The sequence below is a fragment of the Variovorax sp. GW460-12-1-14-LB1 genome, assembly GCF_059423605.1.
The window spans coordinates 34,352-55,452 of sequence record NZ_JBWKYF010000015.1 but is presented as its reverse complement, the minus strand read 5'-3'; the positions used below and the strand labels follow the sequence as shown (position 1 = coordinate 55,452).

At 69.6% G+C, this 21,101-nt stretch carries 18 protein-coding genes and 1 tRNA gene; 5 read left to right on the top strand and 14 right to left on the bottom strand.

Annotated features, from left to right (window positions below; translation table 11 throughout):
• Positions 1–2: 2 nt before the first annotated feature.
• Entirely contained in the window at positions 3–917 is a 915-nt protein-coding gene (locus tag AC07Y4_RS10535; protein WP_495274499.1) for an MOSC domain-containing protein, read from the bottom strand.
• 57 nt (positions 918–974) lie between these two features.
• On the opposite strand from AC07Y4_RS10535, the gene AC07Y4_RS10530 reads away from it, so the two are divergent.
• The 3 genes from AC07Y4_RS10530 to AC07Y4_RS10520 are packed head-to-tail and all read left to right on the top strand — an operon-like array spanning position 975 to position 4,732.
• Positions 975–2,102: an FAD-dependent monooxygenase gene (locus tag AC07Y4_RS10530; protein WP_495274498.1), complete on the top strand. Its 1,128-nt coding sequence runs from the start codon at positions 975–977 to the stop codon at positions 2,100–2,102.
• Between the two features lie 46 nt (positions 2,103–2,148).
• The gene (locus AC07Y4_RS10525) at positions 2,149–2,868 is read left to right on the top strand and encodes a DsbC family protein (protein ID WP_495274497.1); all 720 of its coding nucleotides are present in this window, start codon (positions 2,149–2,151) and stop codon (positions 2,866–2,868) included.
• 4 nt (positions 2,869–2,872) lie between these two features.
• Positions 2,873–4,732 (top strand): M61 family metallopeptidase, encoded by a 1,860-nt coding sequence (locus AC07Y4_RS10520; protein ID WP_495274496.1) that lies wholly within the window; start codon positions 2,873–2,875, stop codon positions 4,730–4,732.
• A 10-nt stretch (positions 4,733–4,742) separates the two neighbouring features.
• Here the strand turns inward: AC07Y4_RS10520 and AC07Y4_RS10515 are convergent, their stop codons facing one another.
• Entirely contained in the window at positions 4,743–5,351 is a 609-nt protein-coding gene (locus tag AC07Y4_RS10515) for a DUF2325 domain-containing protein (protein WP_495274495.1), read from the bottom strand.
• A 133-nt stretch (positions 5,352–5,484) separates the two neighbouring features.
• Here AC07Y4_RS10515 and AC07Y4_RS10510 point away from each other — a divergent pair, with 133 nt between their 5' ends.
• Entirely contained in the window at positions 5,485–6,264 is a 780-nt protein-coding gene (locus AC07Y4_RS10510) for an enoyl-CoA hydratase (RefSeq protein WP_159272885.1), read from the top strand.
• Between the two features lie 42 nt (positions 6,265–6,306).
• Here AC07Y4_RS10510 and AC07Y4_RS10505 read toward each other — a convergent pair whose 3' ends face one another.
• Together AC07Y4_RS10505 and AC07Y4_RS10500 are read right to left on the bottom strand one after the other, a co-directional pair.
• Positions 6,307–7,665: a hypothetical protein gene (locus AC07Y4_RS10505; protein ID WP_495274494.1), complete on the bottom strand. Its 1,359-nt coding sequence runs from the start codon at positions 7,663–7,665 to the stop codon at positions 6,307–6,309.
• On the bottom strand, positions 7,662–8,336 hold the full coding sequence (locus AC07Y4_RS10500) for a sigma-70 family RNA polymerase sigma factor (RefSeq protein WP_062475124.1): 675 nt from the start codon (positions 8,334–8,336) through the stop codon (positions 7,662–7,664). The genes AC07Y4_RS10505 and AC07Y4_RS10500 overlap by 4 nt, the downstream gene beginning before the upstream one ends.
• Positions 8,337–8,503: 167 nt before the next feature.
• Between AC07Y4_RS10500 and AC07Y4_RS10495 the strand changes: the two genes are divergently transcribed.
• Positions 8,504–8,580: transfer RNA gene (locus AC07Y4_RS10495), tRNA-Met, on the top strand.
• Between the two features lie 71 nt (positions 8,581–8,651).
• Here the strand turns inward: AC07Y4_RS10495 and AC07Y4_RS10490 are convergent.
• From AC07Y4_RS10490 to AC07Y4_RS10445, 10 genes are all read right to left on the bottom strand, one after another.
• Entirely contained in the window at positions 8,652–9,383 is a 732-nt protein-coding gene (locus AC07Y4_RS10490; RefSeq protein ID WP_495274493.1) for a hypothetical protein, read from the bottom strand.
• 282 nt (positions 9,384–9,665) lie between these two features.
• Positions 9,666–13,706: an Ig-like domain-containing protein gene (locus tag AC07Y4_RS10485; RefSeq protein ID WP_495274492.1), complete on the bottom strand. Its 4,041-nt coding sequence runs from the start codon at positions 13,704–13,706 to the stop codon at positions 9,666–9,668.
• A 264-nt stretch (positions 13,707–13,970) separates the two neighbouring features.
• On the bottom strand, positions 13,971–14,162 hold the full coding sequence (gene thmT, locus AC07Y4_RS10480) for a 2-hydroxymuconate tautomerase (RefSeq protein ID WP_062475127.1): 192 nt from the start codon (positions 14,160–14,162) through the stop codon (positions 13,971–13,973).
• 38 nt (positions 14,163–14,200) lie between these two features.
• Positions 14,201–14,989, bottom strand: coding sequence for a 2-oxo-3-hexenedioate decarboxylase (gene dmpH / locus AC07Y4_RS10475; protein ID WP_095746803.1), 789 nt, complete (start codon positions 14,987–14,989; stop codon positions 14,201–14,203).
• Positions 14,986–16,059, bottom strand: coding sequence for a 4-hydroxy-2-oxovalerate aldolase (dmpG, locus tag AC07Y4_RS10470; protein ID WP_495274491.1), 1,074 nt, complete (start codon positions 16,057–16,059; stop codon positions 14,986–14,988). Before dmpG ends, dmpH begins: the two co-directional genes overlap by 4 nt.
• Before the next feature lie 10 nt (positions 16,060–16,069).
• On the bottom strand, positions 16,070–16,999 hold the full coding sequence (locus AC07Y4_RS10465) for an acetaldehyde dehydrogenase (acetylating) (protein ID WP_492737758.1): 930 nt from the start codon (positions 16,997–16,999) through the stop codon (positions 16,070–16,072).
• Positions 17,000–17,012: 13 nt separating this feature from the next.
• Entirely contained in the window at positions 17,013–17,795 is a 783-nt protein-coding gene (dmpE, locus tag AC07Y4_RS10460; RefSeq protein ID WP_495274490.1) for a 2-oxopent-4-enoate hydratase, read from the bottom strand.
• A gap of 46 nt (positions 17,796–17,841) precedes the next feature.
• The gene (locus tag AC07Y4_RS10455; protein WP_495274489.1) at positions 17,842–18,666 is read right to left on the bottom strand and encodes an alpha/beta fold hydrolase; all 825 of its coding nucleotides are present in this window, start codon (positions 18,664–18,666) and stop codon (positions 17,842–17,844) included.
• Positions 18,667–18,676: 10 nt separating this feature from the next.
• Positions 18,677–20,131 carry a 2-hydroxymuconic semialdehyde dehydrogenase gene (locus AC07Y4_RS10450; RefSeq protein WP_495274488.1) on the bottom strand — a complete coding sequence of 485 codons (1,455 nt, stop codon included), beginning with the start codon at positions 20,129–20,131 and terminating at the stop codon, positions 18,677–18,679.
• A gap of 13 nt (positions 20,132–20,144) precedes the next feature.
• Complete coding sequence (locus tag AC07Y4_RS10445) at positions 20,145–21,077, bottom strand: catechol 2,3-dioxygenase (protein WP_492698646.1); 933 nt, start codon at positions 21,075–21,077, stop codon at positions 20,145–20,147.
• Positions 21,078–21,101: the final 24 nt, after the last annotated feature.

Sequence of the window (21,101 nt, the reverse complement as noted above, 5' to 3'; positions counted from 1 at the left end):
GCTTACTCGAACCTGTAGTTCGCGCTCACCACCTGCCCCACCTTGAGCATGTGCTCCACGCCCTGCACCACGATGCAGTTCATGCCGAAGGTGATGCCGCCGTCCACGCGCGCGTCGGCGCGGTAGGTGCGCAACATGTCGCCGACCTCGGGGCTGCTGAGCGCGGTGGCCGGGTCGATGTCGGGAATGGGGCAGCGCGTGCAGGGCTTGACCGGGCGCAGCTCGGCCTCGCCCTCGCCGGTGGTGACGTGCAGCGCCTCGACTCGGTCTTCGTCGTGCGACTCGATACCGGCCAGCACGATGTTCGGGCGGAAGCGCTCGATGCCGACCGGGCCGTGGCCGGCCGCCGCCAGGCGCTCGTTGAGCTCGGCGATCGAGCCTTCGCTGGCCACCAGCAGCGGGAAGCCGTCGGCGAACTGGTTCAGCGCCTCGACGCCGTCGGTCCACTTCAGGCTCGACAGGCGCTGGTGCTCGGGGGCGAAGCGCACCAGGCGCAGCGCCTGCGGCTTGCCGGGCTCCGAAAGAAAGTCGCTGAACCACTGGGCCGCGATGTCGCCCATGTCGTAGGCCGCCACCTCGTCCTTCCACACGCGCACGCGCACTGGCTGCTCGACGCGGTCGAAGGCCAGGTGCAGCGCCAGCATGCCGGGCGCGCGCAGCACGACCTCGGTGTGCTTCATCTGCGGCTGGATGAGCGCCATGCGCGGCAGCTGCCGCTGGGTGACGAACTCACCCTGCGCATCGACCACCATCCAGGCCCGGTCGAACTCCAGGCCGGTTTCGGTGAGCAGCATCTCGTCGAGCTCGACGCCGGCGCACGACTTGACGGGGTACACGAACAGGCGGGCGATGGTGGCCTGGAGATCGAAAGCGGGCGGCTGCGACACGGTGGGGGTTCCTTTGAAATCGCCGGCCATTCTCCTGCATGAACGGGTATCGGCGCCCGCGCGCGAGGCAACTCCTACAATCATCCGATGGCCCTCTCACCCGAAGTTTGTATCCGCGGCGCCGGCATCGTCGGCCGCACGCTGGCGCTGCTGCTGGCGCGCGAACGCGTGCGTGTCGCGCTGGTGGTGCCGCCGGCCCCTGCGGGCAAGGAAGACATCCGGGCGTACGCGCTCAACGCGGCGTCCCGCACCATGCTCGAATCGCTGCGCGCCTGGCCCGACACGGCCCATGCCACGCCGGTGCACGAGATGCAGGTCCACGGCGACGATGGCGGCCGCGTGCAGTTCAGCGCCGCGCGCCAGAAGGTCGAGGCGCTGGCCTGGATCGTCGACGTGCCCGCGCTCGAACAGCAACTGGCCGACGCGGTGCGCTTCCAGCCCCTGATCGACGTGGTGACCGAGCCCGTGGCCGCGCCGCTCACGGTGGTGTGCGAAGGCAAGGCCAGCGCCTCGCGCGCCGCGCTGGGCGTGAGCTACGAGGTCACGCGCTACCCGCAGCACGCCATTGCCGCGCGGCTCGAGGCCGCGCACACGCACGACGGCATCGCGCGCCAGTGGTTCAACGACCGCGGCGAGGTGTTCGCCCTGCTGCCACTGGGCGGCGTGCACGGCAAGACGCTGGCGCTGGTGTGGTCGGTCGACCAGCTGCGCGTGCCCGAGCTGGTCGCGCAGGGCGTCGACGAATTCAGCGCCGCCGTGAGCGAAGCCAGCCACGGCGAGCTGGGCTCGCTGCGGCTCACGAGCGAACGCGCCGTGTGGCCGCTGTCGCGCGCCATCGCCGACCGCTGGTCCGGCACGATGCCCGGCCAGCCCACCCAATCGTGGGTGCTCGCGGGCGACGCCGCGCACACGGTGCATCCGCTGGCGGGCCAGGGCCTGAACCTCGGCCTGGCCGATGCGGCCGCGCTGGCCGAGGTGATCCGCACCCGCGACTACTGGCGCAGCGTGGGCGACGCCCGCCTGCTGCGCCGCTACGAACGCGCCCGCCGCGCCGACGTGCTGCAGATGAGCCTGGCCACCGACGGATTGCAGCAACTTTTCTCGCACAACCTGGGTCCACTGCCTGCGTTGCGCAACTGGGGCATGCGCGGTTTCGACCGCACGCGCTTCGTGAAGCACTGGATCACCGCACAAGCCATGGGCCTGAAGGCCTGACGCCCCGCGCCCACCAGCCCTCCACCTTTTTCCCGAAACCTTCCCGATGACCTTCGTCCGCCACCTTCTCGTCGCCGCCTGCGCGCTGCTCACGCTCTCCACCGCCGGCGCGGGCGAGGCCGAGATCCGCAAGAACCTGCCGACGCACATCCCGCAGCTGCCGCCCATCGAGGAAGTCACCAAGACGCCCGTGCCGGGCCTGTACGAAGTGCGCGTGAGCGGCAGCCAGCTGCTCTACACCGACGAGCAGGGCAACTACCTGCTGCAGGGCAGCCTGATCGACGCCAAGACCCGCCGCAACCTCACCGAGGAGCGCGTCGAGAAGCTCACCGCCGTCGCCTTCGACAAGCTGCCGCTGAAGGACGCGATCAAGATCGTGCGCGGCAACGGCAAGCGCAAGGTCGCGGTCTTCGAAGACCCGAACTGCGGTTATTGCAAGCGCTTCGAGAAGGACATGAAGAAGGTCGACAACGTGACCGTCTACATGTTCCTGTACCCCGTGCTCGGCCCGGATTCGACCGCCAAGTCGCGCGACATCTGGTGCAGCAAGGACCCGGGCAAGGCCTGGGCCGACTGGATGGAAGGCAACGTCAAGCCCGCCGCCGCAGGCACCAGCTGCAACGTGACGGCGCTGGAGCGCAACGTGGAGTTCGGCCGCAAGTACAACATCACCGGCACGCCCACGCTGATCTTCACCGACGGCAGCCGCGTCCCGGGCGCCATTCCCGCCGAGCAGGTCGAGAAGCAGCTCGCCGCCGCCAACTGATCCGATGGCGACGACCTCCGCTTCCCGGCGCGCAGCCGCGGCTGCAACCGCCACGCCCGCTGTGCATTGCCGCGTCGAGTGCGCCGACCTGCATGCGCGCCTGTTCGCCGTCACGCTGGCCATCGCCGCGCCCGCCGCGCAGCAGCGCGTGGCGCTGCCGGTGTGGATTCCCGGCAGCTACCTCGTGCGCGAGTTCGCCAAGAACCTGCAGGGCCTGCGCGCCACGCAGGGCCGCCGCAAGCCGGTGCTGACGCAGCTCGACAAGTGCAGCTGGCAGATCGATTGCGTGCCAGGCCAGCCGCTGGTGCTGCACTACCAGGTGTGCGCCTACGACAACTCGGTGCGCACCGCCTGGCTCGACGCCACGCGCGGCTTCTTCAACGGCACCAGCGTCTGCCTGCGTGTCGAAGGCCAGACCGAGGCGCCGCACGCGCTGGAGATCGTGCCGCCCGCGCTGCCGGCCGACGCCGCGCGCTGGTCGTGCGCCACCGCGCTCGTGCCGACGAAGGCCGACAAGCACGGCTTCGGCAGCTACCGCGCCGCCGGCTACGACGAACTGGCCGACAGCCCGGTCGAGATGGGCGCCTTCTGGAGCGCCGAGTTCGACGCCTGCGGCGTGCCGCACCGCTTCGTGATCGCGGGCGCCGCGGCCTCGTTCGACGGCGATCGCCTCATTGCCGACACCAAGGCCATCTGCGAAGCCGAGATCCGCTTCTGGCACGGCGACAAGGCCGGAAAGCGCGGCGGCCCCAAGCTGCCGATCGACCGCTACGTGTTCATGCTCAATGCGGTGGACGACGGCTACGGCGGGCTCGAGCATCGCCATTCCACCGCGCTCATCTGCAACCGCCGCGACTTGCCGCTGCGCGGCGAAAAGAAGAAGCAGCCCGAGGGCTACACCACACTGCTGGGCCTCATCAGCCACGAGTACTTCCACACCTGGAACGTCAAGCGCATGCGCCCGGCGGAGTTCGCGAGCTACGACTACAGCCGCGAGAACTACACCCAGCTGCTGTGGTTCTTCGAAGGCTTCACGAGCTACTACGACGACCTGCTGCTGCGCCGCGCCGGCCGCATCGACGACGCCGCGTACCTGCGCCTGCTCAACAAGACCATCAACCAGGTGCTGCAGACGCCCGGCCGGCTGGTGCAGCCGGTGGCCGACGCGAGCTTCGACGCCTGGGTCAAGTACTACCGCCAGGACGAGCAGACGCCCAACAGCACCGTCAGCTACTACACCAAGGGCGCGCTGGTGGCGCTGTGCTTCGACCTCACGCTGCGCCAGGAAGGCAAGGGCACGCTCGACGACGTGATGCGCCACCTCTGGACGCAAGGCAACGGCGGCCCGATCAGCGAGGCCGACATCGCCGCCGCGCTCGACGCCGTGGGCGGGCGCTCGTACGCCCCGGAACTCGCGCGCTGGGTGCATTCGACCGACGAACTCCCGCTGGCCGACCTGCTGCGCGCGCACGGCGTGGCCACGCTCGACGACCCCTCGCAACCCGCGCAGGCGCTCGGCTTGCGCGTGGCCGAAAGCGGCGGCAGCGTGCAGATCAAGGTGGTGCTGCGCGGCGGCGCCGCCGAAAAGGCCGGCTTCTCGGCCAATGACGAATGGCTCGGCATCGAACTGCCGGCCGTCGGTGGTCGCGGCAAGGGCGCGGCGCAACCCGCGCAGGCCTGGCGCCTCACGAAGCTCGACGACCTGGCGCTGTACCTCGGCGAGGCCACCAGGTGCACCGCCCTCGTCGCGCGCGACCGCCGGCTGCTGCGCCTGCCGCTCACGCTGCCGACGGGCTCGACCACGTGGCGGCTGTTCTCGCACGACGCGGCCAAGATCACGGCCTGGCTCGCCGCCAAGCCTTGATTTCTTCCGTTCAGGCCGGGTGATCGACGGCCGCCGCCAGCGGCGGCCGCACGAACAGCATCGGCTGCGGCTCGCCCACCAGCACGCAGGGCTTGCCGGTGCGGCGGCAATGGTCCTGCACGCGCCAGTAGGCACCGTGGCTCACGCAACCGGTCTGGCAGATCACGAGGTCGGCGGCGCGCAGGCCCGCCTCGAGCGCCGCGGGGTCGTCGGCCTCGTCGCCGCCGTCGTGGTGCAGGTAATGGCCACCGGCAATCTCCACGAGCTGGCGCGCCAGCGAAGGCGCCTCGGGCGCCGCTTCCGAACGGCCGACGCACAGCACCGACTTGGCCCGCAGGTCGGCCGGCACCTGCGGCCCCGGCGGCAAGGCATGGTGACGTCGGCCGCCCGGCGCCAGCAGCGCATGCAGGCGCTGGGGCAAGGCGCTGCCCCTGGCCGCGCGGGCCGCCAGTTCCTCGCGCACGATGGCAATCGCCGAGTCGCGCGCCACCAGCGCACCGCGCAGCCGCACGATCTGCGCCTCGAGCCGCTCGACCCGGGCGGCCTGCTCCACCAGCAGGCGCGAGCAACGCTCCTGCACCCGGGCATAGGCCCGCAGCAACACGGCATGTTCTTGCATCGGGAAGTCCATGGCGGCCATTCTAGATGAGAACAATTCTCAAATGAAACACCCGCGCGTCAGCGCGCCCGAAGCCTGGCTGGGTATAGTGGGACGCGTTTTTTTCCCCACCTCCCCCGGAGACAGCGACACCATGAGCTACGAAAACATCGACGTGCGGACCGAAGCAGGCAAGGTCGGCATCATCACCCTCAATCGCCCCAAGGCCCTCAATGCGCTGAACGACGCGCTGATGACCGAGCTGGGCCAGGCGCTCAAGGCCTTCGACGCCGACGACGCCATCGGCTGCATCATCCTCACGGGCAGCGAGCGCGCCTTCGCGGCCGGCGCCGACATCGCGGCGATGGCCAAGTACAGCTTCATCGACACCTACAAGGGCGACTACATCACGCGCAACTGGGAAACCATCCGCTCGATCCGCAAGCCGGTGATCGCGGCCGTGAGCGGCTTCGCACTGGGCGGCGGCTGCGAGCTGGCGATGATGTGCGACTTCATCATCGCGGCCGACAACGCCAAGTTCGGCCAGCCCGAGATCAAGATCGGCGTGATCCCCGGTGCCGGCGGCACGCAGCGCCTGCCGCGCGCGGTGGGCAAGAGCAAGGCCATGGACATGGCGCTCACCGCCCGCATGATGGACGCCGCCGAAGCCGAGCGCGCGGGCCTCGTGAGCCGCGTGGTGCCCTATGAGAAGCTGGCCGACGAAGCGCTGGGCGCCGCGCTGATCATCGCGGGCTTCTCGCAGATCGCCGTGATGGCGGCCAAGGAATCGGTCAACCGCGCCTTCGAGAGCGGCCTGAGCGACGGCGTGATGTTCGAACGCCGCCTGTTCCACGCGCTGTTCGCCACGCAGGACCAGAAGGAAGGCATGGACGCCTTCCTGGCCAAGCGCCAGCCGGATTTCAAGAACGCCTGATCCGCTGATACGCGGGCCCGGCGGCCGCAGCAGCGGTTGCCGTCAGCGGGTTCGCGACAGCGCCGTGCGCAGCGCCTCCAGCGCCTGCGCCGGCGGCGTGCCGATGGAGGCGGGGCCGCCCGGCTGCGGCGTCCACCGCACCTGGTCGCCCGCGATCTCGAGCACGGCCAGCAACGCGCCGTCGCGCCGCAGTTCGATGCGCGCCTCGACCGGCGCACCCAACTCCCCGCCCGCCACGGTGGCCGCACGCGCCACGGTGTTCACCAGCGCCGCCAGGCCTTCGGTGTCGCCGCGCGACTGGCGCGTGGTGGCGCCGGCGCGCGTGATGTCGAGGGTGGTCCAACGGTCCAGGGCCGTGAAGCCGCCGCTTGCCACGGCTTCGGTGGCTGCGCGCGGCGCCGCCTTGGCGGTGGCCGACGGAGCCGGCGCGGCTTGCACCGGTGCGGCGCGACGCTGCATGCCGGCGACATTCGCGCTGGCTCCGCCTTGCGCGGCGAGCGACGGCGCCGTCTCTGCGGACTCGCGCTGCATCGGCGCTGGCGCTGCTGGCGCTGCTGGCGCTGCTGGCGCTGCTGGCGCTGCTGGCGCTGCTGGCGCTGCTGGCGCTGCTGGCGCTGCAGGCGCTGCAGGTGCTGCAGGCGCTGCAGGTGCTACGGCCGGCGGTGCAGCTGCGTAAGGCATCGGACTCTGACCGACATCGGCCATGGGCGGCGCGGCCGGCATGGGCGCAGACGCGATGGCCGGTGCGGCGGGTGCAGGCGCAGTCACGGGCGCCGGGGCTTGCACCACTGGGGCCGCGGGCGCCGCCTTTTCCATCGCCCGTGCTTCGTCTTTCTGGACCGACGCCGCCGCCGCAGGGGCTTCGCGCCGTCGCGACGCTTCACGCGTTTCCTGCGTCTCGCGCTGCTTCAGGGTTTCTTTCGCATCGCGCGCCGCTTCGCTGCGCTGCGCAGCGGGCGGTGTCATGTCCGCCGTTGCGGCCGGTTCAGCGGCAGGCGCAGGTGCCGCGGCGACTGCCGGCGCTTCGGCCGATTGCGCAGGCGGTGCCGACGCCGGCGCGGGCGCCCCGGCCACTTGCGCCTCGCCATCGAGCCGCGCGTCGGGCACCGGCTCGCGATGCCACAGCACGGTGACGAAGGTCGCCACGAGCACGGTCGCGAAGGCCGCGTTCCACGGCATGCGCGAACGCGGACTGCCGCCGCCGAACAGGCGTCGCCACCACGGCGCGGCCTGCACCGCAGGGCCGGCCGCCGGCGCGGAGGCCGCGGCGAGGTTGTGCGCCATCTTCAGGATCGCCTCGCGCGTGTGGGCCGCGGGCACGGCGTCGCGGTCGGGCGCGTGGTCCAGCGCGCGGCGCAGCCGCGCGTCGTGCAGGTCGTGGTCGTCCATGCCGGTGCTCATGCCCGCTGCTCCAGCACCGACAGGTAGCGTTCCATGCAGCCGCGCAGCTTCTGCAGCCCGTAGCGCAGACGGCTGCGCACGGTCTCGAAGCCGATCTCCAGCCGGGCCGCGAGCGCGTCGACGGTCAGGCCGTCTTCATGGTGCAGGAGAAAAGCCGCGCGTTGCTCGGCCGGCAGTTCGTCGAGACAAGCCAGCAGCCGGCGCCCGGCGGCGCGCCAGAACGCCAGCTCTTCGGCCGACGGGTGCGCCGACAGGTCGGTGGCCCCGTGCACGCCCCGGTCGAGCGCGGGCACCGCGTCGCCGTCGTCGTCGGTCGCATGGCCATCGAGCGTCACCTCGCGCCCGCTCACGCGCAGGCGGTCCATCGCGAGGTTGTGCGCGATGGTGAAGGCCCAGGTGCGCCAGGTGGCGCCCTGCGGCGAGAAGCTGTCGCGCGCCGAGATGATCCGCACCCAGGTGTCCTGGAACACCTCGTCGGCCTGCGCGGCCAGCCGCGCGCCGAGCAGGCGCTTGACGAAGCGGAACAGGCCGCCTTCGTGGCGCGCATAGAGCACGTCGAAGGCGGCGGCATCGCCGTGGGCGTAGGCCAGCATCAACTGATCGTCGGGCATGGCGTCGCGCTCGGTGGCGGTGCGGGCAGCAGCAGAAGGGGCGCGTGGCAGCGCAGACATCGCAGGATTGTCACCCGAGCTTGTACGGCTCACGGAGGCGATCGGGGTTAAGTCGCGTTGCGATCCGACGCATTCGATTGCAGAAAAATCGACCTGAAAACGCCGGGAGTTGAACTGGGCCCAAAGCCTGGGCTATAATTTTGGGCTCGGTGCTGAATTGCACTGACGGCTCTTTAGCTCAGTCGGTTAGAGCGATGGAATCATAATCCACAGGTCCGCGGTTCGAGTCCGTGAAGAGCCACCAACACAGCCTCCCCGCCCCGGCGGAATGGCTCAAAAAGCCCTAAGTTTTCAACGACTTAGGGCTTTTTTCGTTCAGGCGTCCGATGCCGTCTCGCCCACCGGCACCCGGTCCAGCCGGAACGCCTCGGGCTCGCAGTGCACCAGGCGCCAGCCGTGGGCGCCGTGCAGCTGCAACTCGTCCACCACGTCCGTCAGCGTGCCGATGAGTTCGTTGCCCCAGAACCTGCGCGCGCCGCGCACGGGGTTGAGCATCTGCCGCAGCCGCGGAATCGACAGCACGCGCTCGGCGTTGAAGAAGAACTCCAGCGCCAGGTCGAAGGTGACCGGGTCGACGCGCTGCGTGCGGCCCGGGAAGCTCACGCTGCGGTCCATCGGCTGGAAGCTGTAGGCGCCCCACACGAGCGGCGTTGGCATCGCGCACGCCAGGCCGCGCGTTCGCAGCGACAGCAGGATGGTTCGGTAGAAGTCGTCGAACGCCGGTGCCGCTACGGGCGGGCGCCCCCGCAGGTGCCGCGTGGGCGCGGGCGCCTCCTGCGCCAGTGGAACGACCTTCGCGCCCATCAACGACAGCACGTCCGGCGCCTCCTCGCTCGCCGCCTCGGGCACGTCGGCCAGGAACAGCAGGTTCAGGCGGTCGCCCAGCGTCGCCAGTTCGTCGATGCTGGTGAAGACCAGCGGCGCCACGCCCAGCGCGCGCAGCACGCGCCGCGCGTACTCGCGCTCGCGCAGCGCATGGCCGAGCACGCCGATGCGGCGGGCGGGGCGCGCCAGGGGCTCCGAGGGTGCGGCGAAGAAGCGGCTCATGCGGGAGCCCCTTCACAGTCCGCTGCGGCAACAACATGCCCGAGGCAGTGCTTTCGGGGGCTCGGGCCGCGGTTCGCGACCCCGGTGATCAGGACCGGCATGGGTGCTCGAAATTCTCAAAAGAATGAATGAAGCCGCGTCCGCTGCGCCCGCGCTTCATGCCGCATGCGATGCGGCACAAGGCAGCGGGCCCACTGAGGCAACCCGGCGCTCACCCATCCTAGGAAGGCCCGCACGGCCCGTACATAGGACTGTTCCGAAAAGCCCCGCCTTTCGCGCCCCTCAGAGCACCTTTGCGCCGCGCAGCCAGTCCAGCAGCATGGCCGAGTCGGCGCGCATGCGCAGGTCGGCGGCCTCGGCGTCGAAGCGCGTCGTCACCTGGGCCGACTGGTTGTTGTAGTGGTCGCTCTCGGCGGTCAACACGTCGAGCAGCGTGCGCTTGCCCAGGTGGTACCACTGCTCGTAGAAGATCTTGCGCACGCGGTCGGTTTCCTGGATCAGCTCGGTGTACTCGCCGGCCCGGCTGGCCGCCGCGTCGCGCTGCTCGGCGGAGGTGCGCAGCCGGTAGGCCAGGTCGCGCGCCGAGGCCTCGGCCTTTTCCTCGCCGGCCGCCGCGCGCTCGAAGGCCGCGCGTTCCGACGCGCGCCCCGAGCCCCCCTGGAACGCGTTCCACTGCAGCGACAGGCCCGTGGACCACGGCTGCTTGTTGCCCGCCGAATCTTCCTGCGTGCTCTTGCCGACCACCCAGTTCAGCTGCGGCAGGCGGCCCGCCTTCACCGACTCCGCGTACAGGCCCGCGGCCTTCGCCTCGGCCCGCGCCTGCTGCATCGCCGGATGCTCGGCGCCCGCAATCAGGGCGTCCTGCAGCGCGACCGGGCGGATCTCCCACGCCAGGTCGGCCGGCCACTGCACCTCTTCGCCGACCAGCTTCACGAGGCTCACTTGCACCTCGCGCAGCTTGGCCACGATGGCGTCGCGGCCGGTCACGGCCTGCAGGCGGCGTGCGCGCGCCTGCGTGAGTTCGCTGGCGCGGCCGCGGTCGCTCTGCACGATCTGGCTCAGCATGTCGACCAGCTCTTCCATGCGCTTCACATAGCCTTGGCTGGCCTCGAGCGCCGCCTGGTGGCGCCGCTGTTCGAGCAGCGCCGACACGGTGTCGTACGCGATCTTCTGGCGCACCTGCTGCGCCGCCTGGTAGGCCGCCTTCGAGGTCTCGGTGCGGCTGTCGATGGTGGCGCTCAGGCGCCCCCAGTCGTACACCGGCGTGGTGATCGCGAGGTTGCCCGACGCGCTGCGCGTGCCGCTGTTGTTGGCACCGCTGCCGCCGAAGGTCGCGGACGGCGACGACACGCCCACCTGCACCTGCGGCCAACGCTGGCCCTTGGCCTGGTCGATGCCCGCTTGCGCCGTACCGATGATGGTTGGCTTGGCGTCGTCGGTGACCTGGCCCTTCTGCAGCATGCCCTGGAGCACGCCCACGTCGTCCTGCACGTTCTGGATCACGGGCTCGCTCGGCGGCACGGTGTCCACGGTGAAGTTGAACGGCTTGGTCGGCTCGCTCGTGTTGCCGGCCTTGTCGGTCGCGGTCACGGTGATGCTGTGTGCGCCGTCGGACAGGGCCGTGCCGGGCGTGAAGCTCCACGAGCCATCGGGCTTGACCGTCGTCTCGCCCAGCAGGGTCGCGCCGTCGTACACCTTGATGGTGCTGCCGGCCTTGCCCGTGCCCTGGATCTCGGGGCGCGCGTCGTCGGTGTTGCCGTTGGGGGCGATGGCGCCCTGGATCGTGCCCTGGTCGTCCATCAGCTTGCCCAGCGTCACGACGCCAGGAATGGCGTCCACCACCACGTTCAGTGCATCGCCCTGGCCGCTGCTGTTGCCGGCTTGGTCGACCACTTCGGTGGTGAAGGCGTGCTCGCCGCTGGTCAGCGGCGTGGTGGGCGTGAAGCTCCAGTCGCCGTTCTCGTCCACCAGCGCTTCGCCGATCTTGTTGCCGTTGTCGTACACGTTCACGGTGGCGCCCGGCTCGGCCTTGCCGCTGAAGGTCGGGAGGTCGTCGTCGGTGGTTTCGCCGTCCTTCAGCGCGCCCACCTTGCCACCCACGTCGTCGGTCACGACGAGGTCGGTGACCTGGCCCGGCGGCGTCGCGTCGACCACGAAGTTCCAGATGCCGGTGGCATCGCTGGTCTGGCCCACGGGGTTGGTGGCCGTGGCGGTGATGTTGTGCGTGCCGTCGGCCAGGTTGGCTTCAGGCGTGAAGCTCCACTTGCCGTTGGCGTCGGCCACGGTCTGGCCCAGCAGCTTGGTGCCGTCGTAGACCTTGATGGTGTTGCCCGCTTGCGCGGTGCCGATGATGGTCGGCCGCGCGTCGTCGGTGACGTCGCCCTTCTGCAGCATGCCCTGGTGCGGGCCCACGTCGTCCTGCACGTTCTGGATCACGGGCACGCTCGGCGGCACGCTGTCCAGGATCACGGTGTAGGGCGCGGTGGGCGCGGTGTGGTTGCCCGTGGGGTCCATCTCGATGGCGGTGAACTCGTTCTTGCCTTGCAGCAGCGGCGTGTTCACTTGCAGCGTCCACTTGCCGTCGGCCTCCACGATCGCGCGGCCGAGCTCGCGGCTTCCCGTGCTGTCCTTGACCGTCACGATGATGGTGTCGCCGGCCGTGCCGGTGCCGCTGAGCAGCGGACGGCTGTCGTCGGTCTTGCCGCCCGAGGCCACGTTGCCCGTGACTTCGCCCACGTCGTCGGCCACGCCCGTGATGGCCAGCTTGCTGGCATCGGGCGGGGTCACGTCGATCTCGAAATCGAAGGGGTCGGAGGGCTTGCTCTCGTTGCCGGCCGGGTCGCGCGCGATGACGGTGATGGAGTGGTCGCCCTCCTTCAGGTCGGTCGACGGCGTGAAGGTCCAGGCGCCGTTCTCGTCCACTTCGGTGGTGCCGATCACGGTGTCACCGTCCTTGATGACGATGGTGTCGCCCGGCGTGCCTTCGCCATGGAACTCGGGCTGGCGGTCGTCGGTGACGCCGCCCGGGGTGATGGGGCCCTGGTACTCGCCCATGTTGTCGTTGGCGCCGCCCACCTGGGGCTGCTCGGGCGGGGTGATGTCGACGACGAATTCGAACGGGTCGGAAGGCTCGCTCTCGTTGCCCGCGGGGTCGCGCTCGACGATGGTGATGGAGTGCTCGCCCTCGCTCAGGTCGGTCGGCGGCGTGAAGGTCCACACGCCGTCCCCGTTCACTTCGACGCGGCCGATTTCCTCGCCGTGGTCCTGCACGATGATGGTGTCGCCCGGGGTGCCCTGGCCGTTGAACTCGGGACGCTGGTCGTCCGTCGCGCCGCCCGGGGGCACGCGGCCCTTGATGGGGCCCACGTCGTCGATGACGGCGCCGGGGCCTTCGCTGCTGCCGCCGTTCCACTCGGGCTTGGGCGGCGGGGTGGTGTCGACGGCGAACTCGAACGGGTCCGAAGGCTCGCCTTCACGGCCGGCCGGATCGCTCTCGGTGATGGTGATGGAATGGTTGCCCTCGCTCAGGTCCTTCGGTGGCGTGAAGTGCCACGCGCCGTTGCCGTCCACAAGGGTCTTGCCGATTTCTTTGCCGTTGTCGTACATGGTGATGGTGTTGCCGGGTGTGCCGGTTCCGAAAAAATCAGGTCGCGTGTCGTCGGTCTGGCCGCCGGGTTGGATCTGGCCCTGAATGGGGCCGACGTCGTCGTAGGCACCGCCGATGCCGTCGAAGCCGGGCTTGCCGGGGGGACGCACGTCGGGCGGGGGCATCACGGGCGGAAGGCTGGGCGCGGTATCGCCGTCGCTGCCGCTGGCCGCGGCGATCGCGCCGAGGCCGAGCGCCGCCAGGCCGCCAGTCATCAGCAGGGGCAGCATGCCGCCGAAGGCGTCATTGCCGGCAGCCGCTTCGGTGCCGGCCAGGTACGGCGCACCCGCGCCGTACGAATCGCCACCCAGCGCCACGGGCGCCGACTGGCCTTCGGCCAGCGCGTAGATGTCGCCCGCGCCATCGGTGCGCGCGTAGGCGTACAGCAGACCGTCCTCGGCCACGCCGTACAGGCCCACGGGTTCGGACTGCGCGTAGTAGCCCTCGAGCACCAGGCCCGGGCTCGTCTCGCCTTCGAGCGTGATCTGCAGGTCGTTGCCCACGCGCGTGAGCGTCACGTTCTCGGGCGCGAAACCGTCATCGCCCTTGAGCACGTACTTCGCGCCCTTCTGGACCTTGATGCGGACCGGCGCCTTGCCGTTCGTTGCCGTTTCCACCGTGTGATCGATGTTCCTGCCGTTGCTGTTGACGACGACCTTCGTCTTCTTCGTTGCCATGTGATTCCTAGTGCTTGCTGAATGAAAAACGGGACCGCAGCGGCACGCGCACGCGCGGCGCCAGCTCATACGGTTTGTTGACCGATGACTTTAGGAAGACGGTCCCGTTCCACCCATCGGACGAGTCCGAAAGCGGGTGCGACAAACATAGGCACAGGGCGAAACTGTGAACAAAGCCCCCAGGAGTTCGTACAAAGCACAAGGCCCTCGCGAGCCAGCGACTCGCAAGGGCCTTGAAGAAGACAGCGCCGCAGCGCGAAGCGGTCAGCGTCCGAGGTCTTTGGCGGACACGCCGCCGATGCCCCAGTTTTCCTTGGGCATGTCGTGCAGCCACACGCGCACGTTCTCCTTCGGCGCGTCGACGGCCTCGACGATGGCGCGGGTCACTTTCTCGATCAGCGCGCGCTTCTGTTCTTCGGTGCGGCCTTCGATGAGGTAGATCTGTGCAAAGGGCATCGTGTACTCCTGTTCGGCTCTTCAGTGCTTGATGCAGATCAGACGAAACGCAGGCCCACGCTGCCCATGCCCTGCACCTTCAGCGTGACGGCATCGCCCGCCTGCACGGCCACGGCCTCGGTGATGCCGCCCGACAGGATCAGCGTGCCCGCCGGAATCTCCTCGCCGCGCGCGCCCAGGTGGTTGGCCAGCATCGCAATCGCCGCGGCCGGGTGGCCGAGCACCGCGGCGCCCGCGCCGAAGGCCACGGGCTGGCCGTTCTTCTCGAGCACGATGCCGACGGTGCGCAGGTCGACCTCGCTCGCAGGCACGGCGCGTCCGCCCACCACGAAGCGCGAGGCCGAGGTGTTGTCGGCCACCACGCTCTTCAGGTCGAACTTGAAGTCGCGGTAGCGGCTGTCGATCACCTCGATGCCCGGCAGCACGAAGTCGGTGGCCGCGAGCACGGCGCCGATGTGGCAACCCGGGCCGCTGAGCGCGCGCTTGGTGACGAACGCGATCTCGGGCTCGACCTTCGGATGGATGAGCTCGCTCACCTTGCACTCGCCGCCTTCGGGCAACGCGTAGTTGTCGGCCATGAAGCCGAAGACCGGCGTGGTCACGCCCATCTGCTTCATCTTGGCGTGCGAGGTGAGCCCGGCCTTCAGCCCGATGATGCGGTGGCCGCGCGCGAGCTTGCGGCGGCGGATCTCGTTCTGGATCGCGTAGGCGTCGTCCCAGTCCATCTCGGGATGTTCGTCGGTGATCTTGGGCGTGTCGCGCGCTTCCAGCTCACAGGTCTCCAGGTGCTCCGCGAGCGCGGCGATGGTGTTCTTGTCGAGCTTCATGCCGCGACTCCTTCCTGTGGCTGCTGCACGGCCTGGCGTGCGCGGGCCAGCGTGATGGCCGTGTCTTCGATCATGTCTTCCTGCCCGCCGACCATGCCGCGCCGGCCCAGCTCCACCAGGATCTCGCGCGCGGGCACGCCGTACTTCTTCTCGGCGCGCTTGGCGAACAGCAGGAAGCTCGAATACACGCCCGCGTAGCCCAGCGTGAGCGAGTCGCGGTCGACGCGGATCATGTGGTCCATGATCGGCACGACGCGGTCCTCGGCCACGTCCTGGATGCGGAACACATCGACGCCGGTCTCGATGCCCATGCGGTCGCACACCGCCACGAACACCTCCATCGGCGTGTTGCCCGCGCCCGCGCCCAAACCTGCGGCGGCGGCGTCGATGCGGTTGGCACCCGCCGCGACGGCCGCGACCGAGTTGGCCACGCCCATCGCGAGGTTGTGGTGGCCGTGAAAGCCCAGCTCGGTGTCGGCCTGGAGCGCCGCGCGCACCGCGCCGATGCGCGCCGTGACGTCGTCCGGCAGCATGTGGCCCGCCGAGTCGGTCACGTAGATGCAGTTGGCGCCGTAGCCTTCCATGAGCAGCGCCTGGCGCACCAGCGTCTCCGGCGAGGCCATGTGGGCCATCATGAGAAAGCCCACCGTGTCCATGCCGAGCCGGCGCGCCATGGTGATGTGCTGCTCGGACACGTCGGCCTCGGTGCAGTGCGTGGCCACGCGCACGGTGTGCACGCCCAGGCCGTGCGCCATGCGCAGGTGGTCCACGGTGCCGATGCCGGGAATCAGGAGCGCCGACACCTTGGCCTGCTTCATGAGCGGGATCACGGCGCCCAGATACGCTTCGTCGGAATGCGCGGGAAAGCCGTAGTTGACCGAGCTGCCGCCCAGGCCGTCGCCGTGCGTCACCTCGATCAGCGGCACGCCCGCTTCGTCGAGCCCGCTGGCGATGTGCGTCATCTGTTCGAGCGTCATCAGGTGGCGCTTGGGGTGCATGCCGTCGCGCAGCGTCATGTCGTGCAGGGTGACGCGGCGGCCCTTCAGATTCGTGTTCGTCGTGGTGGTCATGGGGGTGCTCCTAGGCCACGGCGGGCTCGGGTTGCGGGAGGCTGGCGAGCATCGCTTCGGCGAACATTTCGGCCGTGCGCGCCGCGGCGGCGGTCATGATGTCGAGGTTGCCGGCGTACTTGGGCAGGTAGTCGCCCAGGCCTTCGACCTCCAGGTAGATCGACACGCGGTGGCCGTCGAACACCGGTCCGTTCACGAGCTTGTAGCCCGGCACGTACTTGCGCACCTCGGCGATCATCTCGTGCACCGAGGCCGTGATGCGCGCCTCGTCGGGTGGGCCTTCGGTGAGGCAGTGCACCGTGTCGCGCATGATCAGCGGCGGCTCGGCCGGGTTGACGATGATGATCGCCTTGCCCTTGGCCGCGCCGCCCACGCGCTCGACCGCACCGGCCGTGGTGCGCGTGAACTCGTCGATGTTCTTGCGCGTGCCCGGACCGACCGAGCGGCTCGACACGGTGGCCACGATCTCGCCGTAGGCCACCGGCTGCACGCGCGACACGGCCGCCACCATCGGGATGGTGGCCTGCCCGCCGCAGGTGACCATGTTGACGTTGGCCGGCCGCGCGCCGCCCGCCATGAGCAGACTCTTCAAGTTGACCGGCGGCACGCAGAACGGCCCGATGGCCGCGGGCGTGAGGTCGATCATGAGCACGCCCAGCGCGTTGAGCTTGGCGCTGTTCTCGGCGTGCACGTAGGCGCTGGTGGCGTCGAACGCGATCTGCACGCCGTCGGCCTGCACATGCGGCAAGAGGCCGTCCACGCCCTCGGCCGTGGTCTTCAGGCCCATCTCGCGGGCACGCTTGAGGCCATCGGATTCGGGGTCGATGCCCACCATCCACACGGGTTCGAGCACCGGGCTGCGCTGCAGCTTGGCGAGCAGGTCGGTGCCGATGTTGCCGGGGCCGATCAGCGCGCACTTGATCTTGGTTGTTGTCGTCATGGGGTTGTCTCCTTCAATGGAAGCGCACCGAGCAGCCGCCGAGGCCGCCGATCGAAACGCGGAAGTTGTCGCCGGCCTTGGCGGGGAACATCGCGGCGAGCGCGCCCGACAGGATCACCTCGCCCGCCTTGAGCCCGATGCCCAGCGCACCGAGCGTGTTGGCCAGCCACGCGACCGCGTTCACCGGCGAGCCGAGCGCGGCAGCGCCCGCGCCGGTGGCGATGATTTCGCCGTTCTTCTCGAGCACCATGCCGCAGGTGGCCAGGTCGACGCGGCGCGGATCGACCGCGTGGTCGCCCAGCACGAACACGCCGCACGAGGCGTTGTCGGCCACGGTGTCGGCGATCTGGATCTTCCAGTCGCGGATGCGCGAGTCGACGATCTCGAAGCAGGGCATCACGCACTCGGTGGCGGCCAGCACATCGGCGTTGCCGATGCCGGGGCCCATGAGGTCGCGCTTGAGCAGGAAGGCGATCTCGCCCTCGGCCTTGGGCTGGATGAGCGTGGTGCTGTCGATCGACTCGCCCTCGCCGACGACCATGCCGTCGAGCAGGTAGCCGAAGTCGGGCTGGAACACGCCCAGCATGTTCATCACGGCGCGCGAGGTGACGCCGATCTTCTTGCCGACGACGCGCTCGCCAGCGTCGAGACGGCGCGCGATCATGCGCTGCTGGATGCCGTAGGCGTCGGCGATGGTGATGCCTGCGTGCCGGCTGGTGAGCGGCTCCACGACGCTGCGCTCGCGCAGCGCGTCGTAGAGCTCGTCGCCGAGCCGCTGGATGAGGGTGGGGTCCATGGTGGGTTCTGTCCTTTGCTCTGTCTCGGGTGAATCAATCAATCGGTCAATCGGCTTCGTTCAGGAAGTCGCCGACCAGGCGGGCGAAGCGCGCGCTGTGCTCGATCTGCGTCCAGTGACCGCAGCGGCCGAACACATGCAGCTGGCTGCGGGGAATCCACTGGCTCAGCGTGAGCGAGGTGGCCAGCGGGATCACCTGGTCTTCGCGGCCGTGGATCAGCAGCGTCTCGTGCGGCAGCGCACGAATGGCGGCCTCCGGGCTCGCCATGGCATCGACCCAGCGCTGGCGCGGCGCGGGGAACATCGCGCCGAAGGTCTCCTGGAAGCCGGGCCGCGTGCTGGCCTCGTAGCGCAGCTGCGCGAGCTCGTCGGTGACGAGGGCGCGGTCGAACGCGAACACGTCCATGATCCGGCGCATGTTCGCGAACGAGGGCGTGTAGCCCCACACGGCGTCGAGCCCCGGCGTGATCGCGAAGGGCACGCCCACGCTGCCCATGAGCACCAGCCGGCGCACGCGGTGCGGCGCGCGGATGGCCAGCGCCAATGCCTGCGCACCGCCGAAGGAGTTGCCCACCACGTCGGCGCGTTCGATGTCGAGCGCGTCGAGCAGGTCGATCGCCTGCTGCACCCAGGCGTCCATGGCGTAGGCCGCGCCGGGCACGCGCTCGGTGAAGCCGAAGCCGGCCATGTCGGGCGCGATCACGCGGCGCGTTTGCGCGAGCACCGGCAGCACCAGCCGCCAGTTGGCCCACGCACTCACGCCCGGGCCCGAGCCGTGGATGAAGAGCACCGGCGCGCCCTCGCCCAGGTCGTGCACGTTGGTGTGGAACGCACCCGTGCGGATGCTGTTCGCGATTTCGGGGTTGCTCACCGCCGGGCCCTCACAGCTTGATGCAAACGTTGCGCAGCTCGGTATAGAACTCGAGCGAATGCACGCCGCCTTCGCGGCCGATGCCCGACGACTTGGCACCGCCGAAGGCCGTGCGCAAATCGCGCAGGAACCAGCTGTTGACCCAGCAGATGCCGACCTGCACCTGCTTGGCCACGCGGTGGGCGCGGCCCAGGTTCTCGGTCCACACGGTGGTCGCCAGGCCGTAGTCGGTGGCGTTGGCCAGCGCGATGGCTTCTTCCTCGGTGTCGAAGGGCGCGATGTGGCAGCAGGGGCCGAAGATCTCCTCGCGGATCACCGAGGCCGTCTCGGGCAGGCCGGTCCAGATGGTGGGCTGCACCCAGTGGCCCTCGGCCAGCACGCCGGACATCGACGGCACGCCGCCGCCGGTGACGACGGTGGCGCCTTCCTTCACGGCCTTCGCGTAGTACGACAGCACCTTCTGCTGGTGCTCGCGCGAGATCAGCGGGCCGATGCCCACGCCGGCTTCTTCCGACGGCCCCGGCTTGAGCGCCTCGGCCCTGGCCTTGAGCGCCGCGACGAACTTGTCGAAGATGGGCCGCTGCACGTAGACGCGCTCGGTGCCCAGGCAGACCTGGCCGCAGTTCTCGAAGGCCGAGCGCGTGATGCCGGCCACGGCCTTTTCGAAATCGGCGTCGGCGAACACGATGCCGGCGTTCTTGCCGCCCAGCTCGAAGGACACGGGCCGCACGCCCTTGGCGGCCGCGCCCATGATGGCCTCGCCGGTGCGCGTCTCGCCCGTGAAGGTGATGCCGTCCACGCCCGGGTGCGTGGTGAGGAACTCGCCGGCCGAGTCGGGCCCGAAGCCATGCACCACGTTGTAGACGCCCGGCGGAATGCCGACCGCGTTCATCACCTCGCCCAGCAGCGTGGCGGTGGCCGGTGTTTCTTCCGAGGGCTTGACCACCACCGTGTTGCCGCAGGCCAGCGCGGGGCCGACCTTCCAGGTCATGAGCAGCAGGGGCAGGTTCCACGGGCACACGACGCCGATCACGCCCAGCGGCGAGCGCACGGCGTAGTTCAGCGCCTGCCCGCCGTCGGGCGTGGCCATCTCGAAGCTCTCGGTGGGCACGTTCTTCACGATGTCGGCAAACACCTTGAAGTTGGCCGCGCCGCGCGGGATGTCGACGTGCGAGGCCAGCGCGTGCGGCTTGCCGGTGTCGGCCATCTCGGCCGCCAGGAAGTCGTCGAAGCGCCGGTTGATCTCGTCGGCCACCGCATGCAGCAGCTCCGTGCGGCGCGCGACGCTCATGCGGCCCCACTCGCCGTTCAGTGCCGCGCGTGCGGCGCGCACGGCCGCATCGACCTCGCCGCGGCCGGCTTCGTGCACCTTGCCGATGACGCGGTTGTCCACGGGCGCGCGGTTGTCGAAGGTCTTCGTCGTGGCGACGAACTCGCCGCCGATGAAGTTCATGAACTGTTTCATCGCACCGTCTCCTTCAGGTCACCACGCTCAGGAAGTTCTCGTTGAGCTTGCGGTCGTGATAGAAGATCGCGCGCCCGAGTTCGTCGTCGGTCCACACCAGCGGCGGCTTGTCGGGATAGAAGATGTAACCGCCCGAGAACACCTCGTTGCGGTTGCCGCTCGGGTCGAAGAAGTAGATGGTTTCGCCGCGCGTGATGCCGTGGCGCGTGGGGCCGATGTCCAGCGACACGCGCTTCTTGGTGATGATGTCGGCCGCCTTGAGCACCTCGCCCCAGTTGTCGAGCAGGAACGAGGCGTGGTGGAACTTGTTCTTCTCGGGATGGCGGATGAACGCGATGTCGTGCGGCTTGGTCGAGCAGGTGAGAAAGGCCGCGATGTACATGCGCTCGGGGCCGGCCACCACGCTCTCGGCCAGCTGGAAGCCCAGCACCTCGGTGAACAGCTTCATGGTGCCGTCGAGGTCGTCGCCGTACAGCAGACAGTGGTCGAAGCGCGAGGGCGCCATGCCCTTGAGGTCGTCGGGGTAGACCTCGGGGTTCTCGTAGGGCATGCCGTTGCCGACCTTCTCCTTCTCGGCGAAGAGCTCGATGGCATGGCCGGTGGGCACGGTGAAGCGAAAGCGTTGGCCGGTGCGCAGGTGCTCGCCGGCTTCGATCCACTGCATGTCGGTGGCCAGGCCGCTGGCCTTCAGGTCGGCCGCGAGCCGGTCGAGCGTGGCGGGCGAGTCGACGCGAAAGCCCATGAAGTCCATGCCGGCCTCGTCGGCTTCGCGCAGCACGACGCTGTGGTGGTCGTGCTCGTCCCAGGCCTTGAGGTAGATGCGGCCCTGCGCATCGCGCCCGGTTTCGATCAGGCCCAGCACGTCGCGGTAGTGCGTGAGGGCGGCCCCGAGGTCGAGCACGCGCAGTTGCACGTGTCCGGGGCGAATGACGCCAGTGAGTGCCATGGAAGTCTCCTTTGGTGGGTGAGG